The 22,478-nt window shown below is 65.5% G+C and carries 17 protein-coding genes and 2 pseudogenes; 5 read left to right on the plus strand and 14 right to left on the minus strand.

What is annotated here, in order from left to right; genetic code table 11:
* Positions 1-116: 116 nt before the first annotated feature.
* The 6 genes and pseudogenes from EAH89_RS24875 to EAH89_RS24900 form a co-directional block, all read right to left on the minus strand.
* A complete protein-coding gene (locus tag EAH89_RS24875) occupies positions 117-485 on the minus strand; it encodes a hypothetical protein (protein WP_140886407.1) in 369 nt (122 codons plus the stop codon).
* A gap of 33 nt (positions 486-518) precedes the next feature.
* Positions 519-2,735, minus strand: a complete 2,217-nt coding sequence (mutS, locus tag EAH89_RS24880; RefSeq protein WP_161993743.1) for a DNA mismatch repair protein MutS — start codon at positions 2,733-2,735, stop codon at positions 519-521.
* Positions 2,736-2,752: 17 nt separating this feature from the next.
* Positions 2,753-3,055: pseudogene (locus EAH89_RS33565) on the minus strand (MutS N-terminal domain-containing protein); the annotation flags it as partial.
* 256 nt (positions 3,056-3,311) lie between these two features.
* The gene (locus EAH89_RS24890) at positions 3,312-4,124 is read right to left on the minus strand and encodes a replication protein RepA (protein ID WP_241667201.1); all 813 of its coding nucleotides are present in this window, start codon (positions 4,122-4,124) and stop codon (positions 3,312-3,314) included.
* Positions 4,125-4,489: 365 nt separating this feature from the next.
* Positions 4,490-5,332 carry a ParB/RepB/Spo0J family partition protein gene (locus EAH89_RS24895; RefSeq protein WP_140886410.1) on the minus strand — a complete coding sequence of 281 codons (843 nt, stop codon included), beginning with the start codon at positions 5,330-5,332 and terminating at the stop codon, positions 4,490-4,492.
* 4 nt (positions 5,333-5,336) lie between these two features.
* Complete coding sequence (locus EAH89_RS24900; protein WP_140886411.1) at positions 5,337-6,356, minus strand: AAA family ATPase; 1,020 nt, start codon at positions 6,354-6,356, stop codon at positions 5,337-5,339.
* A gap of 1,431 nt (positions 6,357-7,787) precedes the next feature.
* Here EAH89_RS24900 and EAH89_RS33570 point away from each other — a divergent pair.
* Positions 7,788-7,979 (plus strand): DUF3606 domain-containing protein, encoded by a 192-nt coding sequence (locus tag EAH89_RS33570; RefSeq protein ID WP_408906322.1) that lies wholly within the window; start codon positions 7,788-7,790, stop codon positions 7,977-7,979.
* Positions 7,980-8,309: 330 nt separating this feature from the next.
* A complete protein-coding gene (locus EAH89_RS33575; RefSeq protein ID WP_408906324.1) occupies positions 8,310-8,477 on the plus strand; it encodes a DUF3606 domain-containing protein in 168 nt (55 codons plus the stop codon).
* A 481-nt stretch (positions 8,478-8,958) separates the two neighbouring features.
* Here EAH89_RS33575 and EAH89_RS24915 read toward each other — a convergent pair whose 3' ends face one another.
* The 4 genes and pseudogenes from EAH89_RS24915 to EAH89_RS24930 form a co-directional block, all read right to left on the minus strand.
* A complete protein-coding gene (locus tag EAH89_RS24915; protein WP_140886414.1) occupies positions 8,959-9,255 on the minus strand; it encodes a hypothetical protein in 297 nt (98 codons plus the stop codon).
* Positions 9,252-9,533, minus strand: coding sequence for a recombinase family protein (locus EAH89_RS33580; RefSeq protein ID WP_161993745.1), 282 nt, complete (start codon positions 9,531-9,533; stop codon positions 9,252-9,254). Before EAH89_RS33580 ends, EAH89_RS24915 begins: the two co-directional genes overlap by 4 nt.
* A pseudogene (locus tag EAH89_RS24925) lies at positions 9,509-9,850 on the minus strand (transposase domain-containing protein); the annotation flags it as partial. The gene EAH89_RS33580 and the pseudogene EAH89_RS24925, both read right to left, overlap by 25 nt.
* Positions 9,851-9,918: 68 nt before the next feature.
* Positions 9,919-10,635: an IS6 family transposase gene (locus EAH89_RS24930; protein WP_140886415.1), complete on the minus strand. Its 717-nt coding sequence runs from the start codon at positions 10,633-10,635 to the stop codon at positions 9,919-9,921.
* A 136-nt stretch (positions 10,636-10,771) separates the two neighbouring features.
* Between EAH89_RS24930 and EAH89_RS24935 the strand changes: the two genes are divergently transcribed.
* Positions 10,772-13,426 (plus strand): hypothetical protein, encoded by a 2,655-nt coding sequence (locus EAH89_RS24935; RefSeq protein WP_140886416.1) that lies wholly within the window; start codon positions 10,772-10,774, stop codon positions 13,424-13,426.
* Positions 13,427-13,561: 135 nt separating this feature from the next.
* Here the strand turns inward: EAH89_RS24935 and EAH89_RS24940 are convergent, their stop codons facing one another.
* The 4 genes from EAH89_RS24940 to EAH89_RS24955 all read right to left on the minus strand — a co-directional run bounded on the left by EAH89_RS24940 (position 13,562) and on the right by EAH89_RS24955 (position 18,889).
* Positions 13,562-14,107 (minus strand): nicotinamide mononucleotide transporter, encoded by a 546-nt coding sequence (locus EAH89_RS24940; protein ID WP_140886417.1) that lies wholly within the window; start codon positions 14,105-14,107, stop codon positions 13,562-13,564.
* 96 nt (positions 14,108-14,203) lie between these two features.
* On the minus strand, positions 14,204-15,673 hold the full coding sequence (locus EAH89_RS24945) for a PAS domain-containing protein (protein ID WP_140886418.1): 1,470 nt from the start codon (positions 15,671-15,673) through the stop codon (positions 14,204-14,206).
* Between the two features lie 129 nt (positions 15,674-15,802).
* A complete protein-coding gene (locus tag EAH89_RS24950; RefSeq protein WP_140886419.1) occupies positions 15,803-18,442 on the minus strand; it encodes a histidine kinase dimerization/phosphoacceptor domain -containing protein in 2,640 nt (879 codons plus the stop codon).
* Positions 18,443-18,640: 198 nt separating this feature from the next.
* Entirely contained in the window at positions 18,641-18,889 is a 249-nt protein-coding gene (locus EAH89_RS24955; protein WP_140886420.1) for a site-specific integrase, read from the minus strand.
* A 499-nt stretch (positions 18,890-19,388) separates the two neighbouring features.
* On the opposite strand from EAH89_RS24955, the gene EAH89_RS24960 reads away from it, so the two are divergent.
* Together EAH89_RS24960 and EAH89_RS24965 are read left to right on the plus strand one after the other, a co-directional pair.
* On the plus strand, positions 19,389-19,745 hold the full coding sequence (locus tag EAH89_RS24960; protein WP_140886421.1) for a hypothetical protein: 357 nt from the start codon (positions 19,389-19,391) through the stop codon (positions 19,743-19,745).
* A gap of 1,131 nt (positions 19,746-20,876) precedes the next feature.
* Positions 20,877-22,253 carry a TIGR03013 family XrtA/PEP-CTERM system glycosyltransferase gene (locus EAH89_RS24965; RefSeq protein WP_140886422.1) on the plus strand — a complete coding sequence of 459 codons (1,377 nt, stop codon included), beginning with the start codon at positions 20,877-20,879 and terminating at the stop codon, positions 22,251-22,253.
* Positions 22,254-22,478 lie beyond the last annotated feature (225 nt).

Genomic DNA, 22,478 nt, shown 5'->3' on the forward strand with positions numbered 1-22,478 from the left:
CTTAGGCACGATAATAGATAATTATCGTGCGTAGCCGGCCGTGGAAGGCCCGCTGGCGGGGCAGGTTTGGCCTGCATTTACTGGGTTTCTCGGGGCTGACGGCAGGGTGAGCGGGGCTACCTCCCTGCCCTGCTGAGCGAGGAACTCACCGCTTCGACGCGCCGGGGGTCCTTGGCCGCGACGACCAGGACGGCACAGGCTCCGTCAAGGGTCGCCGCCAGCGCGGCCGCGACATCGGAACCGCCCATCGCCCGGCGCGCGAGGTGATCCAGCAGGGCCGCGACACGCTCGCCCACCCTCGTCCGCTCGACCGTGAAGACGCGCATGGTCCAGCCCTCCACCTTCGGGACGGCCGCGAGGGCCGATCGCTTCAGTGCCGCCCGGACGTCAACGCCGGGTGCCAAGCGGAAGGTTTTGCCGGCATCGCGGACAGCGTCGCGATAGGAGCGGACACGAACGGAACGGGACAGGGCGGCGTCGCTCATGCCATCAGCTTGCCATGCTGAGCCACGCGACACCTATCCAGATGTGCCTTCCTCGTGGTCCTTCGTGCCAGTCACCTGTCCAAGCAGTTCTGCTGCTCGACGCAGCACGGTCGCTGGCATCCCGGCATGAGTGGCCACCCTCAGCCCATATGATTGCCCGGCTCGTCCTGCCCTCACCTTGAAGGCGAACATCTCGTCGTGCCGTCCAGGCGACGCGTCCATCGCCATGCACACCGCCCAAGGCATGGCCTCGGCCGCGTCCGCCAGCTCGTGAAAGTGTGTCGCGAACAGCGTCCGGCATCCCACCTCATCGTGCAGGTACTCCATGCTCGCCTGCGCAATCGCCAGCCCGTCGTGGGTCGACGTGCCACGCCCAACCTCGTCCAGGATCACCAGCGACCGCGCCGTTGCCTGCTTCAGGATCGCCGCTGTTTCCAGCATTTCCACCATGAAGGTCGACCGGCCCGCGACCAGATCATCGGAGGCTCCGATCCGGCTGAACAGCTTGTCCACCACCCCTACCCTCGCCCGCGTTGCCGGCACAAACGAACCCACCTGCGCCATCAGGACCACCAGGGCCACCTGCCGCAGGAAGGTCGACTTGCCCGCCATGTTCGGGCCCGTCAGAAGCCAGAGCCGATCATCGCTACCGATGCGGCAGTCGTTGGGCACGAAGCTCCGCCCCTCCGCCTCCAGCAGCTGCTCGGCCACCGGGTGCCGGCCGCCCTCGATCTCCAGCAGCGTGTCGTCGGCCAGCTCGGGCTCAACCCAGAGCCCTTCGGCCGCCGCTTGCCCGAGACCGCAGACGAGATCCAGCGCCGCCGCGGCGTGGGCAATCCGCGTCACCGCCATCCGCTGAGCAAGCGCCGCCGACACCAGTTCGCGGAACACTCGCTCCTCGATCGCGGCAACCCGCTCCGCGGCGCCCACCTGCTCTGCCGCCAGCCGGTCCAACTCGGTCGTGGTGTAGCGGGCCGAGGAGGCAAGACCCTGGCGCAGGGTGAAGCCGTCTGCCAGGCCCTTCGCGGCCGCGGCGGGCACCTCGACGTGGTAGCCGATCAGGGTATTGGTCTTGATGCGAAGCGACTTGATGCCGGTCTGCTGCACGTAGCGGTCCTGCAGCTTGCCGATGGCTTCCTTTGCCGCCGCCGCCTCCATTCGCTCGGCGTCAAGTTCGACATGGTATTCCTCGACGACGAAGCCGCCTTCGCCAATGGTCGCGGGGGGAGAAGGCACTAGGGCCCGGCGCAGGGTACCGGCGAGGGCACCTTTGCCGCCGTCATCGCTCACCCGGAGTTCGCGCGCTGCTGTCGCCAGCCCCACGGGTAGGTTCTCGCCGGTCGCAAGGTGTGCGGCGACGGCCTGCGCCCGTTCCAGCCCGTCGCGGATTGCCGCCAGGTCACGCGGCCCTGCCTTGCCCAGCGACAAACGCCCATAGGCGCGCAGCACATCTGGCAGACCCGACAACTCCTCCCGGCAGCCCGCCCGAACCGGCGGGTTGTTCACCATGAAGCGCACCATGGCCAAGCGGCGGCGGATGGTGTCCGGCTTGGTCAGCGGTGCCGCCAGCTGTCGGGCGAGCAGGCGGGCGCCGGCCGGTGTGACGGTGCGGTCCAGCACCGACAGCAGCGTGCCCTCCACGCTGGCACCGGAGGCGAGAACCTCGAGACCCCGCAACGTCGGCGCGTCGATCTCCATTGTGTCGTTGATGGCCGCCCGTCGCGGCGGCGGAAGTGCCTCGGGAAGACGTCCGGCAGTGGCTCGGACGTAGTCGAGCAGGGCAGCCAAGGCGCTCAGCTCGGGCGGTGAGAAGCCACGCAGGGCGTCCGGGGCGCCGGGACCGTAGGCCGCTGCAAGGACCCCGTCGGCAGCCGCGCCAACCAACTCGGGTCGGTCCAGCTTGCCGAAGCGGGTGCCGCCGCTGCGCAAGGCCACGGCCAGGGCGTCCGAGGTCTCCGGCCATCGCGCGACCAGCACCTCGGTCGGGGCAATCTGCGCCAGCGCGGGGCCACAGCCCTCCACCGACGCCATAGCCGTGCCCCCTTCGCCTGTGGACACGTCCAGCCAGGCAAAGCCCACCGTTTCGCCGGCCGTGAAAGCAACGGCGAGGTTGTTGGTCCGACCCGGCGCCAGCACCGCTGCGTCGACGGACGTGCCCGGTGTGAGCCGCTGCAGCGGGCGATCCCCTCCCGGCGAGGGCGGCTGCTCGGATAGGGCGACCTTGTGCCCCGCTGAGAGCAGCCGGCCCACCGGGCGTCGACGGTCGAGGCAGGAACGCCGCACATCGGTATGTCGGGACCGTCCTTCTGCCGGCGCCGGGTGAGTTGGATGCCCAGTACCCGGGACACCAGCGCCGCGTCCTCGGCGAGGACCTCGTAGAACTCTCCGACCCGGTACAGCACGAGGTGCCCGGGGGCGGCGGATCGGGCGGCGGCGTAGGACGCGATCAGGCCGCCGGCCAACGGAGGGCTGGCGGGAAGCTCGGCGGTGTCTCCGGCGCGAGCGGCCGGCACGTGCATGGGAGATGACATCTTGCTAGATGTGCGTCGGAAGGCGTGCCTGTCCAACATCAGGTGCTGGTACCAGAGAGCGGCGTTCCTGGCCCGAGGAAGCGGTGTTCCTCCAATGGCGGTAGGCCCGGAGTGTCAGACTGGGCATAGCGCCCGTGTAACTGGGAACGTGTCCAGCGTTCCTCGCCGTGAATAGGCAATTATGGCGAAGTCCTCTGGCTCGCCATTCGGGCACGCCGTTACAACGCTCTCCTCCGGCGCCTAGCTGAGCGAAAATTCTGACGTCAGAAGTGCGCGTGGTGCGTATTGTGGGCAGCTACCCCGCCAGGAGTTTCCTCTCTGGTACTGGCGGTGCCGACGGATAAAGCGTGAGGCCTCGCCTCTCATCAATGTGGACTTTCGCCTCCGGGTAGGCTGCCAGCGCGAGATCAAGCGAAGGCAGCACATCTCGCCGGAAGAAGCGCAACTCCTTGTAGCTCTCGCCGAACTGCGACTTGAGTGCTGGCCAGCTAACTTCCACCGGTCCAGGTAGGACGTGTAGCCGGTAAGCTAGCCAAACATAGATATCAATTGCCATGGAACGGCCCGAAACTGCTTGGATCGCTTTTTCCCGAAGCGGTAGTGGGTGATCAATCAGCGACTGGTAGAACCCTTCGTCTAGCGTGACCCGCTCTTGCCAGAGTGGCATCTGTCCGTGAGTAGAGTCCAAGGGCAGTATTGAGTCCCGTACGAACGCACCATTCGTCACCAGCTCAGCCCCACCGGAGCGGCGGAAAAACGTGAGGCGACACCGTGATAGCCGACGCGACTGTTCGCGGACCAGCTGGTAGGTCTTCCCACCAACGGGCAAGCCCATCGCGCTAAGCCAAGCATTCATCGACGCGCCGAGTTCCACCTTGCGGCTACGGGTTCGGACGGCTTGCGTCTGCAAATAGATCAAGATCAATCGAGCGAGTGACCCGTAGGGGATCCCGATCGGCTGCCGGTTCATGTCGAGACCGCTCTCGACAAGCAACTTAACCGAGCCTGCCTCTCGCTCCCAGACTGTCTCGGACGTCTTTTTGTGCGGCAGGGCTGCCATGGCAAAGCCAGCGTGGGCAATGCCAATCTTGCCTGCTTCGTCACCCATGACCTCGAAGGCGGCCTCGACACATAGGCGCTGGTTGGCGCAGGCACTACTCGCCTCGCGTCTAGCTTCCTCTATGCCTCTGGTGAGGATCAGGTGATGAACAGCCCCCATAGCCGCTATCCGAGACGAAGTTACTCGCTAACGCAAGTTGGACTGTCCTCACGCAAGCTATTTGAAGGCTATTAGATAATTCTATTAGTTTGTGTGAGCGGAGTCCTGGGGATAAGCCCGATTCGCGTGAGTTCAGTCCAACCCTGGAGTGTGAGTGGAGTCCAAGCTCATCGCTGTGGATGAACCTAACTACCGTGAGCAGGGTCCAACCGAATCGATTAAGCCCCTTGCACCGAAGCCGGCGAGTTCTGACGTCAGAATTCCAGCAAAGCCTCGATGCGAGTGCGCAGCGTCATTAGTCCATGTCGCTCAGCCTCGCTCAGCTTCTCGCCCTTCGCCTTCCGACGCTCCAACTTGAGCGTCATCCGCTCCAGCGCTGACCAGTAGTCGGTCAATGGCGGTCGCCTGGGAGGTGGTGGAGCTGCCGCGCGGGCGTCACGGATCGCCCGCACCGTTAGGGAGCCATCGCTCGCCATCTGCATCAGACGGTCCCGCACCGGACCATCCTTTAGGCGAGCCAACTCCACGAGTACATTCCGCGGCACATCGGCTGCTTGCTCCAAGAATGCAGGCGGCAGGGTTAGCAGTCGCAAGCTCGCACTTACCTCTGCTGGGCTGCGTCCCAGCATCTCCGCCGCTGTCGCTTGGTTTACGCCCCTCTGCGTCAGCAAGCGCTGCAGTCCGCGTGCCTCCTCAACGGGCGTTAGGTCAATTCGTTGAAGGTTCTCCAGGAGCGCAGCAAGATCTGCGTCGCCCGTGTGCTCGATGGCCAGGATCGTGGACCATCCGCTAAACTGTGCAGCACGCCAACGGCGCTCACCAGCCACCAGTATCCAGGCGCCGCGCTGTTCCGGATCACGCCGAACGAGCACTGGCTGTAGCTGCCCCTCGGCCTGCATTGTTGCGGCCAGAGCCGCGATATTTGCGTCGTCAAAGCGCTTGCGCGGTTGGTCTGGATCAGAACGAACGCGAGCGAGTGGTGCTTCGAACGAGTGGCGGAAGCGGCTATTACCCGCCACTAGTCCTTCTGTTGCCTCACCGATAGCTGCCATTGCCGCGCCCAGCATTGGAGAAGGGGTCTTACGCTGCTGAGCCATGGCGTTAGGCCTCCACCGGCTGAGGCACGAGGTTGGCGTAAGGCAAGGCGCTGCCGGTCACGAGCGCAGCAGCCAAGCGGCCGTAGACGGCCGCTGCTGAACTGGGTGAGGCCTCGAGAGCGATACGGCCGTTGCGGGCGGCGTGACCGAAAGCGGCGCTGGCCTGCACTGGCTCTAGCACCGGTGCTTTGCCGGCCATTACAGCCGCCAAGTGCTCGAGCACCTCCCGGTCCACCGATTTACGGGCACCGAACTGGGTAGGCAGGATCCCGCTGAGCCGGAGAGCAGGGTTGAGTCGGCGCTGCACCTTGCTGATTGTGCCGAGGATCAGGCCGACACCCATGCTGTCGTAAGGCTCGGTGCGGACGGGGATGATTACCTCATCTGCGGCAGCCAAACCCATCACCGTCAGCATGCCTAGGTTGGGGGGCGCATCCAGTACGATGAAATCGTAGCGCTCGCGTGCGACCTCCAGCGCCTCACGGAGCGCGACGTCGAAGCCAGGCTCGCGGCGCCCATCAGTCTCCGCCAGGTCAATATGGCTCGGCACCAAGTCGAAGCCACCACGGGCAACCAGCAGCGGGCTATCTTGGCCGTAGATCGCCTGCTCCAGCGGAAGATCGCGCAGGATGACGTGGGCCATCGTACGTCCCTGGCGGTAAGCATCGACACTGCCACTAGCCATCATAGCGACCGTTGCAGTGGCTTGTGGGTCGAGATCAACCAACAGCACCCGCGCGCCGCGACGAGCCAGTCCGCATGCGAGATTAACAGCGGATGTGGTCTTGCCCACACCGCCCTTCTGATTGGCTAGTATCAATATACGCGCATGACGCGGCTGACCATTCACCAAGCCCGCTGCCGCATGGGCTACTTCTTCAGGAATGGGCTCGCGGGCGTTCTCCCAGCGCGAAACACGCGGCTTGTCATAGGAGCGCTCAAGCACGGTGTTTAGCGCATCAGCCATTTCCGATTGGCTCAAGCGCAGCTGCTGTCGCAGCGTCCTCAGCTTGCCTCCGTCCATAGCCCGTCCCCAGTTCAAGGAGTTCTGACGTCAGAACTCCCTTGTGCATGGAAGTTGTCCTTTCCTAATCGTCAGGTCAACGTCAACAGTCAAGGTTGACGTTGACTGATCTGCAAAGTAGCGGGGGCGGCGCACTCTGCTGATGCAGCAGATTGGCCGCACGACCCGCGCCACGGTCTATCGATGGCTGCCCTCCGAGGTTGAGGCGTCCTCCGCCCCAGTTGGCCTCGTTTCGTGTGCCGTGATGATGCTGATTGCCCACCATGACAGTCCAGCAGACGACATTACTGGGCTGATGAACGGCGATCCGCGAAAGGGAGCGGCTGAACCTCACCTACTCTGCGGCGGCGCTAACCACCTATACAGCCTGCTAATGCCGAGCACGGCTGGGGCAGAGATGACGCTCGTCGTCTTCCGCAGCTTCACGCCTGCGATCCGGCGACGAACATCGTACCCTGCCTCCGCTATCGGCGCATTGACGCCTTTGCCACAACGCCCACCAACGGGCGGGTGGTCTGGACCTGCGCCAACCCTTGGGTTCGGATCGGCCCTCGACGACAGCCATGCCGTTCTAACGGTGGCAGCCCGGGGTGCTAGGCGAGTCAACCGGGTGAGCCGTGGTCTCGGCGGGGCAGGGGGCTAGCCCTGTATTGGCCTGCGTGACTCACCAAAAACCCAGAAGAACTAGGCGAAAATTGCCCCACCAGCCGACCGTCCGCTGCCTCTCACGCACGATAATCCTCCCGCATCGTGCCCACTGCGTGCGGAACCGAACTGGCGCGCCGGTCATGGCCCATCAGTAGCCAGCACGCGAGGCGCTGCTCGACCCCGTGCCCTTCCATTGAAGGCCGCGCCGTGCGCGCTACCTGGCTGTGGCGGAGGAGGGCGTCGCGGAGAAGGAGAGCGCGCAGTACGTTGGGTTTGAGGCTGCGCCCCCGCATCACCGTATTGCCTGCATCATTTGCTACTAGCCCAGTCCTTTCTGCGCCCTGTGCGCGCTGGATCATTTTGCAGATCCTCTACCATTCAGTAACGGCGCGTTCACTCAAGCACTGCCATCATGACCAATAGCAGCAACCAAAAAGGCTTTAGCCTGCGTTAAACCGAATTCTGGGTTACTAAGCCATGACCGAAATTTTGCACACCATACAACGCGCTCCCGTCGATGGCAGCTTTTTCGGGCTGAGCGGAATGTCCGAGGAGAACCTGCTTCGACAGCTTGAGGCGGCGGAGCTAAAGATCATCGCGCTCCGAGAGGAGCTCGGGACGCGCCAGTCCAAATCCTCCCCAGTATCTTCTTCCGCCGATTAGCTCGAAGGCCGGCCCCAAATTCGCAATGCGGGTGCTAGTCAAACAATGCCCTGTGCTTGTGGTTGGAACCCGAACGGGTTCACCGCGCTCCAAGCTCTAGCAGCTTTAGTGGGTTGCCCGATGTCGAACCGAAAATGGTTGATGCGTAGCAAGATTAACCTCGATGACGAGGCTAATGCTCGCTACTGGGCCACTATCTTCAAGGTCAGTGACCTGGACTTGGCGACTGCCGTGATGATCGTGGGATCGGACGCGAAGGACGTTGCCGCATTCCTGGGAATAGCACCCATCGCCTCCTCGCCTGCACGCTAAAGGGAACAGGCCTTGCCGGGAATAGCGAAGCGGTTGTTCAGCGAACGGTGAGGATTTCTGCTTCGATCGCAGGGCAGCTCCCAAACGACCTCGTCAACCCCTTCAGGCGGGGCATCACGTCGCTCACGACCTATAAGCCTGCCAACATTTTCAGGGCTTGCATGAAGGTGGGGGCGGCCCGCTTCGGCTTCGCCATGTTCACTGTGCCTTATTAGCTCAACCGCTTGTAAAAATTGGGCTGCGTTGGCTTGACGTGAGTAGCTTCGAGCTTAGTTCCTGGGCCAAGAATAAGAAGCGGAAAAGCGACGTCCGATGGTACTCGAGAAGGCTATGGCGCTCCCAGCTGGAGGCGCGAGGATAGACCTGCAGGATCCGGAGAGCGTCCGGTACTGGGCTGAAGTCTTTGGTTTGGACGAAATCGACCTTATGATGGCCGTCCTGACGGCTGGGCGTCGGCCTCAAGATGTGGCGCTACTGCTCCGCCGGCCCTGGCGCTGAAGTGCAAAACGTCGAGATCAAAGAGGGTCTTTGGGCGTCAGACACAGTATGGCGTGCTAATTTGCTACTTAGTTGCAGGAAGCGGTGAAGGTTGGTTGTCGGGTAGCGCCTCAACGGCGCGCCAGCCCTAGCTGGGACGGGCGGCTTGTCGCAAGCGTGACGCTAACCCTCAGTGGATGGCGTCAGGCGATTTCATTATCGTTGGGCACGGCTGGGCATCGAGGCGGGCCGGCCTCTACCGCGAGCATGGCAAGCACCGCTCCGCCCGTCGTTCTGAACGTCCCGAGGAGGTTGCCCCAACCATCGAGAACCATGACGCCGGGGGCTGCCTCGAAGACCTGCCACTCAAAGGTGGCATCGGCGCCGGCTGGGACCTTTCTGCGTTCCATGTGCGGGCCTCGGATCCGCGTTTTGCGGCCGCGCTCAGTAAGCCGCGAGATGGCTTAAGGAAGCGTTAGCGGAGGCAGAAGGGTGAGAACCGTCAGTTGGTGCCCTGCTCCAGGCTGCGCTTGGCTTCGGTGACCAGATGGCGGTCGCTGTCAGATGCAACGAGGCCAGCCGCCGAGAACAGCTTGAAGGCTTTCATCACCTCCTTTGCGCTGGTCTCCAGCGCTGTCTCCAGTTGGCGTCCTGGCCCGTCCCAAAAGTCTTCCACCTCGATGGGCGGCTGAGTTTTGAGCTTGCGATGGGCATTGAGATAAAACGTCTGGGCGTGTTTGAACCTCAGCAGCGCTCGCCGAAGCTGATCTGTCGCCTGTGCTTCGTCTCTGCTGCTCATGCCGCCTCCTGATCAATTGCCGTTTCCTGCACGTGAGCCAGGACGCGACGGACTGCCGTGGCGGCCCAAGCGCCGGAGCGTGGTGTCTGGATACCCTCGGCGTCCAGCTTAGAGGCGATGGCTCGGAGGGACAGGCCCTCCGCCTGTGGCGCGGGGATAGGCGACGAATCCTCCGCCTCACGGTTGCTTGAGACATCCCGCAAGCGGACGGTATCCGCCAATGGGGTAAGCGATGTGCTGAGGCCCTTGGTGGTCAGGTGGTCGCGGGCCAGTGCCAAGGCATGAGCTGGTCGATGCGGCTCTGAGGCGAGCCGTCGACGAGGCGGGTGAGGAGATCGGCGAGGTAGGTCTGGGGATCGACGCCGTTCAGCTTGCAGGTCTCGATGAGCGAGGCGACGGCAGCCCAGTGCTCACCGCCCTCGTCAGATCCCGCGAACAGCGCGTTCTTGCGGCTCAGCGCGATGGGTCGGATGGAGCGCTCGACGGCGTTGGTGTCCAGGTCGATGCGGCCGTCCTCGAGGAACCGGGTCAGCCCCTCGCGACTCTTCAGTGCGTAGCGGATCGCATCCGCCAGATCGCCTCGTCCGGGCACGCGGTCGGGCATCGTCAACTTGCCGGCCTCGGTGCGAGTACTCTGACTGATTGGCAGCAGGCCCAAGGTGATCAGGCCCGCGCGGCGGCCCCGCTGACGTCGGACCACACCTCGAACGCACGCACTCTTGCGGCACGGTGCTCGCTGGCGTTGAGGTGGGCGCGGCGAAGATAGAAGAGGTTGTTGATCCCGTCGTGGGCTGAGAGGAAGCGCTGTGCCTGGCCTGCAGACTTGAACCGTTTCATCTGGCGCTCTCGTCGTCGCGTCGGCTGATGCGAGTTCTCTGCCCGATTGTTCAGCCCCTTATGCTGCCGGTGCTCGACCGAGGACATCACCTCCTTCTTAGCTGCGCCATAGCTGGCCAGTTTATCGGTGATCATGACGCGCGGTGGCCGCATCTGCCGCTTCAGCAGCTTCCTGAGTAGCCGCTTGGCAGCTTGCTTGTCCCGTCTGCTCTGCACCAGCACGTCGAGTACCATTCCGGCTTGGTCGACGGCGCGCCAAAGCCAGTGCGTCACACCATTGATCTTGAGGACGACCTCATCCAGGTGCCACTTGTCACCGGCGCGTGGCAGTCGGCGCCGGATCCCGTTGGCAAAAGCCTGACCGAACTTGCGGCCCCACTGGCGCAGCGTCTCGTGGCTGACCACGATGCCGCGGAAGGCCAGCATTTCCTCCACCATCCGCAGGCTGAGCGGGAAGCGAAAGTAGAGCCACACCGCCTGGCTGATGATCTCGGCCGGGAAGCGGTACCCGGCAAAGCTGGGGCACGTTGCGGGGGCAGTCATCCCACTCGCCTACCTGGAAGTGAGCCGCTCGGGCAAGCCGGCAGCCGGCCAAGTTGACGATGCCCTTGGCACAGTGTCGGATTAAGATCGGCTTCACACTCTTCCTTCATACTGAGCAGGTTCCACGGGGGCTTTCATGTCTGGCGCCGTTAGCAACGGCACATCTGCCTTCTACACCAGCCTGCCGAGCGGCTATGCCGTGACCCCGGCCACGACCGGCAGTGCTGCGCCAGCGGCAAAGCCTGCCGACATCATCGACATTCGCGTCCCGCTGCCCTCCGGCACCTTCACGGTGCGCGAAGGCGACAGCTACTCCGTGCGCGAACTCTTCGGCTTCCCCAGCGCGGATCTGATGCGCGTAGCCCTTCGAGGGGATGCCGGCGGCAAGTTGACGCTGCGCGGCGAGGACGTGACGGGCCGGACCGACTTCGACCCCATGGATTACAACCAACTCCAGTACCTGGCTGGTTCTGACGGAGGCACGGAGGAGCTGGTCGCCGTGGCCCGTTCCGGCACGAAGAGCCCTGGCGGCACCTGGACGAACATTCGGGACAGCGCGCCCCTGCAGCTTACCGCCCAGGTGACAGGCACGCGCTCCCTCGCTGCCGCCGCGGCCCTGCGCACGGACGTGTCCGGGGGGACCGACGCCGACTACCTGCACCTCGCGCAGAGCGCCGCCGTCTTTTCGGCGGTTGTCAGCCGCAAGGCGCCCACTCTCGCCAGCGTCGGCGACATCACCGTCAAGGCCGGGGACAGCCTGGCGGTGCATGACCTTTTCACCGCCGGCGCCAACACCGCCCTCTACCGCGTGGCCATCCGCGACGAGGACGCGGGCTCGGGCGCGCGGCTGCTGCTGGGCGGCAAGGACGTGACCCACCGGGTCGATTTCACCCCGGCGGAATTCATCAACCTCCAGTTCGTCGCCGGCGAGAGCGGCAACGCGACCGACCTGATGGTCGTGGCCCGCGCCGGCACGCAGGGCGCGGATGGCACCTGGCGCAACACCGTCGACAGCCCGGCCCTCAGTCTCACGGTTGCCGCCACAGGGGCGCGGTCGGTCAATGTGGCGGCGGCGCTGCGCACGCCGGCCGAGGCGGGCGATGCGGATGCCGCCTTCCTCAAGCTGGCACAGGACGCTGCGGTCTTCGCTCCCTCCGGCGCCCGCTCGGCGCCCAAGGTCACGGCCAGCGGCGACATGACGGTGAAGGCGGGCGACATGCTCTCCCTTCGCGACCTCTTCCCCACGGGCCGTTCGCCGGAGCCCGCCCTCTACCGCGTCGCCCTGCGCGATGATCCAGACGGACGCTCGGGCGGGCTCCTGCTGCTGAACGGCAAGGAGGTGACCGGCCGCACGGACTTCTCACCGGAGGAATTCCTCTCCCTGCAATACGTTGCCGGGCCCGAGGGCGGGGCTCAGGACATCCTCGTGGTGGCGCGCGCGGGCAAGTCCAACGGCAGCGGCGGACTGACCGCCGTGGTGGACAGCCCGCCGGCCGTTATCCGCTCAGAGGTGACGGGCACGCGCTCCCTCGGCGCCGCGCAGGCTCTGCGCTCGGAACTTGACCCCGACGACTCGGATGCTGACTTCATGAAGGTCGCCACCGAGGCCGCGCTCTACACGCCGTTCGGCAGCCAGACGGCACCCGGCCTTGTCACCGCCGGCAACTTCACAGCCGCGGCAGGGGACCATTACGCGCTGCGGGACCTCTTCGCCTCTCCCTACGATGCCAAGGTCAACCTGACCGGCTACCGCGTGGCCTTGCGGAACGAGGATACCGCATCCGGCGCGCGCCTGATGCTGAACGGAGAGGACGTCACCAGCCGGCTCGACTTCACGCCGGCCGAGTTCAACTCGCTTCTCTTCGTGGCCGGGGAGGACGGGAGCGCGCAGGACCTTCTGGTGGTGGCGCGCAGCCAGACGGCAACCGGCATGGTCGTGGACAGCCGCGCGGTGCAGGTGACGGCCAGCGTCTCGGGGGAACGCTCGATCAACGCCATGCCTGCCCTGCGGGACCTCCCCGGCAGCGACGCCTACGCCCGGATCGCCCAGGACGCGGCGACCTACGCGCCGCTGGGTAGCCAGAAGGCGCCTGCCCTTTCCACGCTCGGCGACTTCACGGCGGCGGCAGGCGATCTTTTCTCGATGAACATCCTCTTCGACACGGCGGGTGGGGTCTTCGACACCGGCATGACTTACCGTGTCGCCATGCGGGACGACCCCTCGGGCACGGGAGGCGGCGCGCTGCTGCTGAACGGGCAGGAGGTGACGGGCCGCACGGGGTTCACCGGCGCGGAGTTCGCCGCCCTGGTCTACCGGGCCGGGCCCTCCGGCAGCGCGCAGGATCTGCTGGTGGTCGCCCGCCGGACGGACGCCAGCGGCCGCGTCGTTGACAGCCCGGCGACGGAGATTACGGCGCGGAGCACTGGCACGCGCTCCCTCAACGCCCTCTCCGCCCTGCGCACGCTCGGTGCCACGGGCTTCGATGCGGTCGTGCAGGATGCCGCCGTCTATCGCCGCAGCGGCGCCGCCACGCTGGCCAGCCCGGTCGGGCCGGCTAAACCCAGCCTGCCGGGTGCCGCGCTGGCCGCTGCGATCGGCGCCTACAAGGCGAGCGGCGCGTCGAAGGGCACCACCGCGCTTGACCTCTCTCCCCTCTTTGCTGGCAGCGGTGCCACGAAGGGAATGGCGGAACTCGCCATCCTGTTGGGCAGTGGCACGATCGGCGGGGTGAGGACGACCGGGGGCGACATCGCCAAGCTCTCTGCGCTGGCCATCAAGTACGCGCCCTGACCCAATCTGCGCGCGCCTCGATCACAGCGCACTCTTCAAGGTCGGCGTACCGCCAAAAAGTTCCGCGCAACCAAGCTTGCCCGATCAGCTCGGAGGACAGGTCTTCGGCATGGGCTCCTGGCTGCGATGCAGCGTTCACGCGGTGTTGGCCTCGGCGTCAGGATGGCCGGCGGTCATGGAGCGGCGCTCGTTCCCTTGCTCGTCAGTCCAGAGACGGGTGGTGACGGGCCCGGGAGCATGGAGCCGGCCTTTAAGGCGCAGGATGTCGCCGCTGCGGCTGCCGCTGAAATCGCTGAAACGGACCTCGTTCGCTGTCTCGGGCGGAGGCGTCACGCTGATCCGGAGCCGGGTGTCGTCGTTGTGCGGAACAGTGGCCGTGATGCGATAGCGGCGGAAGCGGCCCAGCTCGTCACAGGTAGTAGCCGTGTCCTCCCCGTACGGCCGGCAGCCGCTTCCACGGCAGCCGGAACTGCGGCTGTGCAGCGCAATCGAGAGCCAGAGGCGGAGGAGGCGACCGGTCGGGGTATGGGCGGTGCCGGCCCACTCACCGGTCAGGGTGCCGACAGAGGAGAACGGGTTCGCCCAGGGCGTGGTCAGCCGGTCCAGCAGTCCGGAAAAGGCAGCAATGCCGACGATGCCGATGAGGCTCCACAGGATGCGGGAGCGGAGATTGGCAAACATGGTGCTCTCCTTCGTAAGGCACCATGCCATCGGTTTCGCTGCAGCGAACCATCACGTAGTGGGTGAGCGAGCGTCAGGCTCGGTAGGGTAGGGGGCCTAATCCTGCCTCTCCCGCAGCTGTGTGGCCTGCGTCAGCGGCATAGCAATCTCGCAGACGAGCCCCGAACGCTGCCAAGTGAGGAGAATACTTCCGCCAAGCTGGCCACGCACCGTGCCTTCCAGCACACGCGTCCCGAAACCGCGCCGATCCGGAGCACCCTCGACGGATGGTCCACCTTCCTCGGCCCAGCGGAGCCTCAGGCAATCGGGCGGACCGGGGCCTACTTCCCAGCTGATCACCACCTGACCGTCCAATGCCGAGAGCGCACCGTACTTCACGGCGTTCGTCGCGAGCTCGTGGATTGCCATGGCAAACGGCTGGGCGGCACCAGCTGGGAGCGCAATCACAGGTCCGCGCAACGAGACTCGCGGTCCACCACCTTTATCTAGAAAGGCCGTAAGCTCGCCCCGCAGCAGGGTCCGGAGGTCGGCCCCGGCCCAGCGGTCGTCGGCTAGCAGCGTTTGCGCCCGGACCAGGGCGCCCACCCGTCCCTCGATCGCGTGAATGTAGGAGGCCAGGTCAGGGGCGCGTGTCAGCCGCAGGGCTGCTTGCACGACCGAGAGGGCGTTCTTGGCCCGGTGATCCACCTCGCGCGACAAGAACACCTGGCGCTCCTCGGCGCGGTGACGCTCGGTGACGTCGCGCAGCAGAACCGCGACCCGTCCTGACCTCAACCGGAAGGCGATTACCTCCAGCCAACGTTCTGCAGGGGCGAAGTATCGCTCGATCTGTTCCGGCTCGCCTGTGGCCGCGACCTGCCCGAATAGGGGGATCCAGAAGTCGGTCTCCTCGCCCGGGAACACCTCGGTCGCACGCCGGCCGACTACCATCTCGCGCCGGAGGCCGGACTGCCGCTCCCAGGCAGGATTGGCGTCAACGTAGACAAAGTCCACCGCCTGCCCGTCCGGATCGAGGATCATTTCGTTGATCTCGAAGCCCTCTCCCATTCTCTCGAACACGTCGTGCCAATGCGCCTCGCTCTCGCGAAGCGCCGCCTCGGCACCCGTGCGAGCCGTGACATCCGTGACGTGGTGGATGATGGCGACAACCCTTCCCGTCTCGTCGAGCAGCGGCGTATTAAGGGGATCCCACCAGCGCTCCTCGAAGCCGCCCCTCGAATTCAGGATGTCGTATTTCTGCACCGCCATCGCGTCCGGCTGTCTGGTGGCAAGCACCCGATTGAGCGAGGCGCGCAGGTTAGCAACACCCGTTGCACTGCCGTCATCCGGGTTGTTGGGAAAGGCGGCGAAGACCTCATGCCCAACCAGAGCATCTCGCGTCCGCATGGTGGCGGTGAGATAGGCATTGTTGACCTCCAGGATGGTGAAGCCCGGTGCGTCAGGGGAGAGCACAAGCAAGGGTGCTGGAGACGCGGCAAACAGCTGCCGGAAGTCCAGTCCTGTAGCCAAAGCCGAACTGTCCACGAGGCTACTCCGGGCCGATCCAAGGCTGTCCTCAGCGGTCATGAAAGGGACCCTGCTGAGGCGTTCCAGGCCAAGGAGGCACCCTCATCATCTGGGGCCACTGCCCGCAGCACCCCTTGTCCGGCAGCAAACGCGGAGTGTCCGTGAACTGGCCCGGACGCTTCACCATGGTCACGCCCGCACCGTAAAGCACGCGCCAGGGTTCCGGTCGCCTTCCACTGCCATTTCCGCGCCGATGCGGCCGAGCATCGCCTGTATGACCCGCATGCCGAGCCCGCCTGACGCGCCAAGGGCGGGCTTGCTCTCCCAACCGGGAGCGAGCCCCCGTCCCGCATCGCAGACGCGCAGTTCTACCCCTCCACCATGGCGACCCCGTATGCTCACCTCGACAGGTCCCTCCTCCCCGGGGCGGTAGGCGTACTTCAGCGCGTTCGTCACGAGCTCTGTGGCAATGAGGGAGAGCGCGACCGCAACCCGGCTCGGCACCATCAGCCCCGGCTCCGTTGCCACCGCAAGCCTGCGTTCCGCGCCGGTCATCCCCGACGCGAGGTCGTCGCAGAGGCGGTTCAGGGTCGCACCGAGGTCTACGCTCTCGATGTCCTCGGCTCGATGAAGGGTGTCATGCACCCGTGCGACGCTCATCACGCGGGCGTAGGTGTCCTCGAACGCGGCGCGGGCGACCGGGTCTGACACGCCACGGGCCTGCATCAGCATCACGCCGGCCACGATCTGGAGCGAGTTCTTCACCCGGTGGTCGATCTCGCGCGCGAGGATATCCTTTGCCTCCAGGGCGCGGGAGAGTTCCTCGCTCTTGGCGGAGAGTTCCGCAATCTTGCGACCCTGCCGGAGCACAACGCCCTCGATCGCCGCGGCGAGCGCGCGCGCTGCACCGAGCTGCCAAGGTGCCCAGGGCTCCGCGCGTCCACGGCGCTCCTCCACCCAGCGCTCAAAGGAGCGGCGGGGGAGGACGACGCGGGTCGAGGGGTCCGCGAGGACCGATTTGCGGGGATCCCCGCCCCAGACCACTGTCGCCGTGACTTCGGGGCGCAGCCAGACGAGGAGGTGCTGTTGCGCCGCGTCCACGAAGGCAGCGAGCACCCCCGAGGCGCTCTCCCGCCAAGCAGAGGCCGGGGCGTGATGCGCGGAAAGGTCGTCGGTCGCGAAGACCCGCTGATCCGAAGGCAAGGTGGCCCGCAGCCAGGAAGCCAGCTCCGCCAGTCCCTCGCCAGACGGCGTCACACCGACGCATGCAACCCGATCTCCACTCACCACTGCCGCGCCGGTTGCACCGAAGAGGTCGAGGAGCGAGGCCGCCTTTCCCTCGGAGGAGGTGAGTGCCGCGACGAAGTCGTCCGCGCCGGCGAGCCGCTCGAGGAGCATGTTCTGAGTTGCGAGAGCAGCTCCTTGCTCGCGCACCGCCTCTAAACTCGCGAGTTCGTGGAGGCGGAGCGCAAAAGCTTCAGCGACGAGGCCAGCAAGGGCGCGCGTCTCCGGTGTGACGTAGTGCGGGCGCCGGTGATGGCCGATCACGAGGCCCCAGAGCGCGCCCTCGACCAGGATGGACGCGGACATGGAGCCGTTCACGCCGAGATTGCGCTGGTACTCGAGATGCACGGGCGAGAGAGCGCGCGAGGCGGCATAGGTGAGGTCGACCGCCGTGTTCCTGGTCGGTGGCCCGGAGAGCACGGCCGCGGGCACCGCGTCACGGTCTACGACCCAGCGGGCTGGGGCGCGGGTGTAGAGAGCGCGCGCCTGGGCGGGGATGTCAGAGGCGGGGAAACGAAGGCCAAGCAGGGTGTCGTCCCAGCTCTCGACCCGACTCTCCGCGATCGCTTCCCCGTTCCAGTCGGCATCGAAGCGATAGACGAGGATGCGCTCGAAGCCGGTCATCGCGCGGATCTCGTCGGCGCAGACGATCGCCGCGCGGGCGAGGGTCGGGGCGGCGCGGAGTTCGCGCACGGCGTCTGTCACCTGAAAGGGTGAGGCAGCCCCGAAGTCCTCCGGGCGGTCGGGCAGAGGTTCGAGCTCGACGATGAGACGGTCGTCGTGCAGGTGCGCTGTCATGGCGAAGGGTCGCCCCTCCGCTCCGAGCCGGATGTCGCGCCGGAGCGGACGCGCCGGGTCGGCGAGGGTACCATTGGTCAGGGCGGTGCGAAGCGCGGCCGCAGCCTCCGCAGGCAGCAGCCGCTCGAGCAGCTCCCCGAGCAGCTTGTCTGGCCCGCGCCCGAACGTATCGGCGACGTTGTCGCTGCAGGCGTCGACGGTGAGGGCAACCGGGTGGAACGCGAGCATCACCGCGTGCGGCTGCACAGCGCCGGGCTGATGGATCGGCTCGCGCTCGCATACGTCGGGACCGATGGGCTCGGCGCGGCTACGCCGTTCCACGACCTCTTCGGCCGCCTGGGAGACAAGGCGCTGGGTACTCGGGGCGAGAGCGCCGATCGGATGAACAGTGATCCAGTAGCGGCCCGGTACGTGGGCACTCCGCATGGCCACCCGGACGCGGATTGGCGGGTCGAACCCGAAGACGAAAGTGAACTCGGTCGCAAGCTGGCCACGGCGGACGCCATCGAGAAACCGGCCGTGGAAGGAGGGAAGGTGCGTGCAGGGTGCGACGTCTCGGAAGAAGTCGCGCCCGGTGACCCTGTCCGGCGCTCGGCCCGAGAGGCGGCTCTCCGTGGCGTTGTAGAAGGTTACCCTCCCCTCGGTGTCCACCCCGATGACGCCGTAGGGGAGCGCGTTCAGTTGCTCCTTCGAGAGGTCGTCAAGGTTGGCGTCAACGCCGTTCGCCCAGTCGTCAGTCCCGGTCATGCCTTCGGGAGCGCCCCAGAAGCCGAGTTCAGGCGAACCATCCTCATGCAGAGGTCCTCGCAGGGTGTACGCAACATCAGGAATATATCCGTTTCCGGTTAGATCTGACCACTGCACTCGCACTCGTTGCAGGCACTGCAGGCTGGAAGATCCGGTGCGGGAGCGTTAGCCCGGTTCGCTCAGCGCGGCCTTATCCAATCAGCCTTGCTTTCCTGGCCCTCGCCAGATGACCTTCGTCGGGTTGTTGCGCCAGAGGTCGGCGGGGCGGAGGTAGCCGAGAGCCACGTCGGCCGAGCGGTGTCGTGTCTGTCGCATGACCTGGGCGAGGTCGGCGCCGGCCTCGCCGGCCGCCGTCGCGAGCCCTGCCCGCAGCGAGTACCCCGAGAAGCGCTCCCACCCCTCCAGCCCTGCCTTGCAGCTCGGCGGCCTGCTCCGGGTTGCCGGCACACAGAGGTCGCTGAGCAGGCGCGTGGGCAGCAGCAGGGTTTTGGCCAGCCGGGGTGGGGGAGGGGGGCTCTTCGTAGGGCATGCGCGCTGGGGACGCGCGCCGCGTTCCGTCCGGAAAGGGTGATTAGCGGATGGAATGGAGGGAGCGGGAGCGTGCATAGGCCCGCCGCCACGTGATGCTGGGAGAAACAGCGTTCAGGGACAGGGTGATAGCCCAATCAGACATCCCATTACGCACGATAACTACTGCTTATCGTGCCCAAGGGGTAGGGAGGGGGCGGTTGCCACGCTGCTGCGCCGATTGAACTCCGGACAGCACTGCCATGGGCTTGCTGGAAGCCAATCACCGGGTGGGGCAGGGGAGGAACGTTGCGAACCGCGAGGCTGCCAAGCTGTTCATGGAACTCCCTTCCGTCTCGCAGCGCTTCGTATTCAATGAGCCGGAACGCCCTTAGGGACCAGGACAAGGGCCCAGCAAAGATCATCGGAGACAGGAACCATGGACAAGGACAGGACGGACCAAAAGCGTGATGAGGAAACGGGGCACTGGGTTTCCGACCTGAAGCCCGGCGCCACTCACGAAGCCAAGGTCGACAAGGGGGTGGAGGACACCTTCCCCGCTTCGGACCCTGTCCAGAAAGCGGGTGCTACGGGTTTTATCTCTCCGGACGGGACGGACACGGCGGTCCATGGCAGCCTTGCGGAGCACGCCGCGGCCGGTGCGGCGGAAGCCCTGGTACAAGCCGGTCAGGCAGGGGGTGCAGCCACCGCTGTCAATCAGCATCCGCTACCGGCCCTGCTGATTGCCGGAACAGTCGGCTTCGTGTTCGGACTACTGGTGAATGGCAAGCGGTGAGAGGTCTCTCATGCGGGTCACGCCAATCAAGACGGACAACGTACACTCTGGAACCGTCGCCGATCAGCGCACCGCGTCGGTCACATAGGCTCGCCGGCCCCGAAGGGCTGTCCCGGCCCCCAGGCGAACGCTACCGTCACGCTGAGGAATAGCGAGTGGCGCGACTTCGACCTCAGTCCTGGCTTTGGCGTTCATACCGAGGAACCGCGCAACCTTCGGGGTGATGCTGATGATGTGGTTACCGGAGGCCGGCAGCCGATCGCGCACGCGCACCATGGCCACTCGGCCATTGCGGAGGTTCCGCACCCGAGCCGTGTGCCAAGCGGAAGCACGTTGCTCGCTGCGGTATCCGAGTTCAGTTCGATCCGGCCGCCATCGGCCATCCTGCGACCGGCGGAACTAGGCGCGAAGACTGATGTCTGGCCACGTCGAGCCTGACCTGGGGGATCAAGGGCGGTGGCCGGCTGCGCAACCACCGGTGCAACCAAGAGGAGCGCGAAGAAAGCTGAAAGAGCCGCGGCTGGTGCCATCATCGCCTCAGGGGTGCAAGCAGTCTAACGCGGACCTGCTTCTCCGGGTTGTGCCAACAGCATTACCCTAGCCCCAGCGAGACAATCAGGGTGAGGTTCAAGGCGCTCGGTTACCCACCGGAACCTGAGCCGGAGATCCTCGCTCTCTCCATGAGGCGCTTGGGTTTGGTGCTCCGGGTCCAGCGTTAGCCCTCGGCGAAATCCGCCGAAGGCTAACACTTCAGCCGGACCACTTTCGCCGGGTCACCTCAGTGTCGCTTGGTACATCACGGCTTGAGGATGCTGGGATCACCGTGAGGGGCATGCTACCCAACCGATCTTCGCCTTAAGCCTCTCTCAACGTCTGCCTGCGATCTTGCAAGAGCCTGAACGCATCGGTCGGACCAGCGTGGTTCGAGAGGCACCAGGCTCCGATGAGGTGCGCCACCCTTTCCTCCATGGTCGGTATCGGCTTCCAAATGGATCGGACAGGGATGGCACTTCGGAGGCCGAGGCAGGACGCCGGCGGCGCCACTCCATTCTGGCTAGCTGGGATGGAGATCTCGTCACCACGCTGCTGAGCACATGCTCACGCGAAGTCCTGCCAGGAGTCCCGCTTACCATGAAGAAAGGCTCGGGCCTGGGCGCTGCTCACGTCCTGTTCCTTTTGGACGTCGCCTTCCTGGCAGCGGCCTGTGCCGCTGTGTTGCGGCTCGTCCCGACGCTGCGTCCGATCGGCTTGGGTGCCGTGCTCTTCCCGATTGCCGATCTATGCCTCCTCTACGCCCTTGGCCTCTACCGACGCGAAGCGCTTCTCGACGTCGGTAAGGCGCTTGGGCGGTTGCCAATAGCCGCTGGAGCCGGGGGCTTAGGTGCCTGGGCCGCAACGGCTACCCTGCCCACGATCTTCCATACTCCCGAAGCGCATCTTCTTTTCGCCGCTTCTCTGCCCTCCTTTGCCGCTGCCGGGCTGGCCTCGCGCCTCGTGCTGCACCTTCTCCGTCGGCGGGGTGTGTTCCGGCGCCGCCTTCTCGTCATCGGCGCCGGACGTCGTGCCTGGGACCTTGTTTGGATGCTGCGCCACGAAGCTCGGACGCTCGCCTTCGACGTCGTCTTTGTGCACGATCTTCGCATGGGGGAGATCGACGCCCGGATCGCGGCGGATCCCGCCAGTAGCATTCTGGCAAGCGCTTCGAATCTGCTCGCTACCACTCAAGCTATGAACCCGGATCAGATCGTCGTTGCTCCCGATGAGCGCCGCGGCCTCTCCATAGAGGGGCTGCTCGCCTGCAAGATGGCAGGCTTCCCAGTAAGTGAGTACGCCGCCTTCGTGGAGAAGGAGATCGGGCGCATTGACCTCAAGCGCCTCGACCTAAGCTGGCTCCTCTACGCCGACGGGTTCGTCGTGCGGACGACGGACCGGCTGCTGAAGAGGGCGCTCGACATCGGCGTGAGCACAATCCTACTCGTTTGCCTCAGCCCCGTGCTGCTCGCTGCCGCCCTTGCCGTAAAGCTCACCGATCGCGGGCCGATCCTTTATCGCCAGGAACGCGTCTCCGGCGGTGGGCAGGTGTTCCGCATCATTAAGCTCCGCACCATGCGAACGGATGCCGAGCGCAACGGGGCGGTCTGGGCGGCCACCGACGATCCGCGAATTACAAGGATCGGCCAGTTCCTTCGGCGCACCCGCCTCGACGAGCTGCCGCAGCTCTTCAACATACTCCGGGGCGACATGGCTTTCGTCGGTCCCCGACCAGAGCGGCCAGAGTTCGTTCGGGAGCTCGCGTCACAGCTGCCGCTCTATGAGGAAAGGCACCTGGTGCGCGCAGGCCTCACCGGCTGGGCCCAGATCAACTATCCTTACGGCGCCTCGCTGAACGACGCTCGCTCGAAGCTCAGCTACGACCTCTTCTACGTGAAGAACTGCGGCGCTCTGTTCGACATCCGCATCATCCTGCAGACCCTGCGTGTGGTGTTCTGGCCAGGCGGTGTGAGGTAGAGCTGAGACAGCAGCTTTTCTGGCCAGTAGTTGTCCAGACCGACGGGCGCCTATACGTGGCGACCCGGCAGCGCCAGGAGCAGCTGGCCGACGCCTGATCCTTCTGCCACATCCAACTCTGGCGCCGTGGAGGGAAGCTGAGGTGGCAGAGGTAGTGTGCGGCCGATGCGGCGCGATCTTCGACGTGGACAAGACAATGGGCCGCGCGGGCATGAACCTCGAGTG

Source organism: Muricoccus nepalensis (assembly GCF_006438825.1).
Taxonomy (GTDB): Bacteria; Pseudomonadota; Alphaproteobacteria; order Acetobacterales; family Acetobacteraceae; genus Roseomonas; species Roseomonas nepalensis.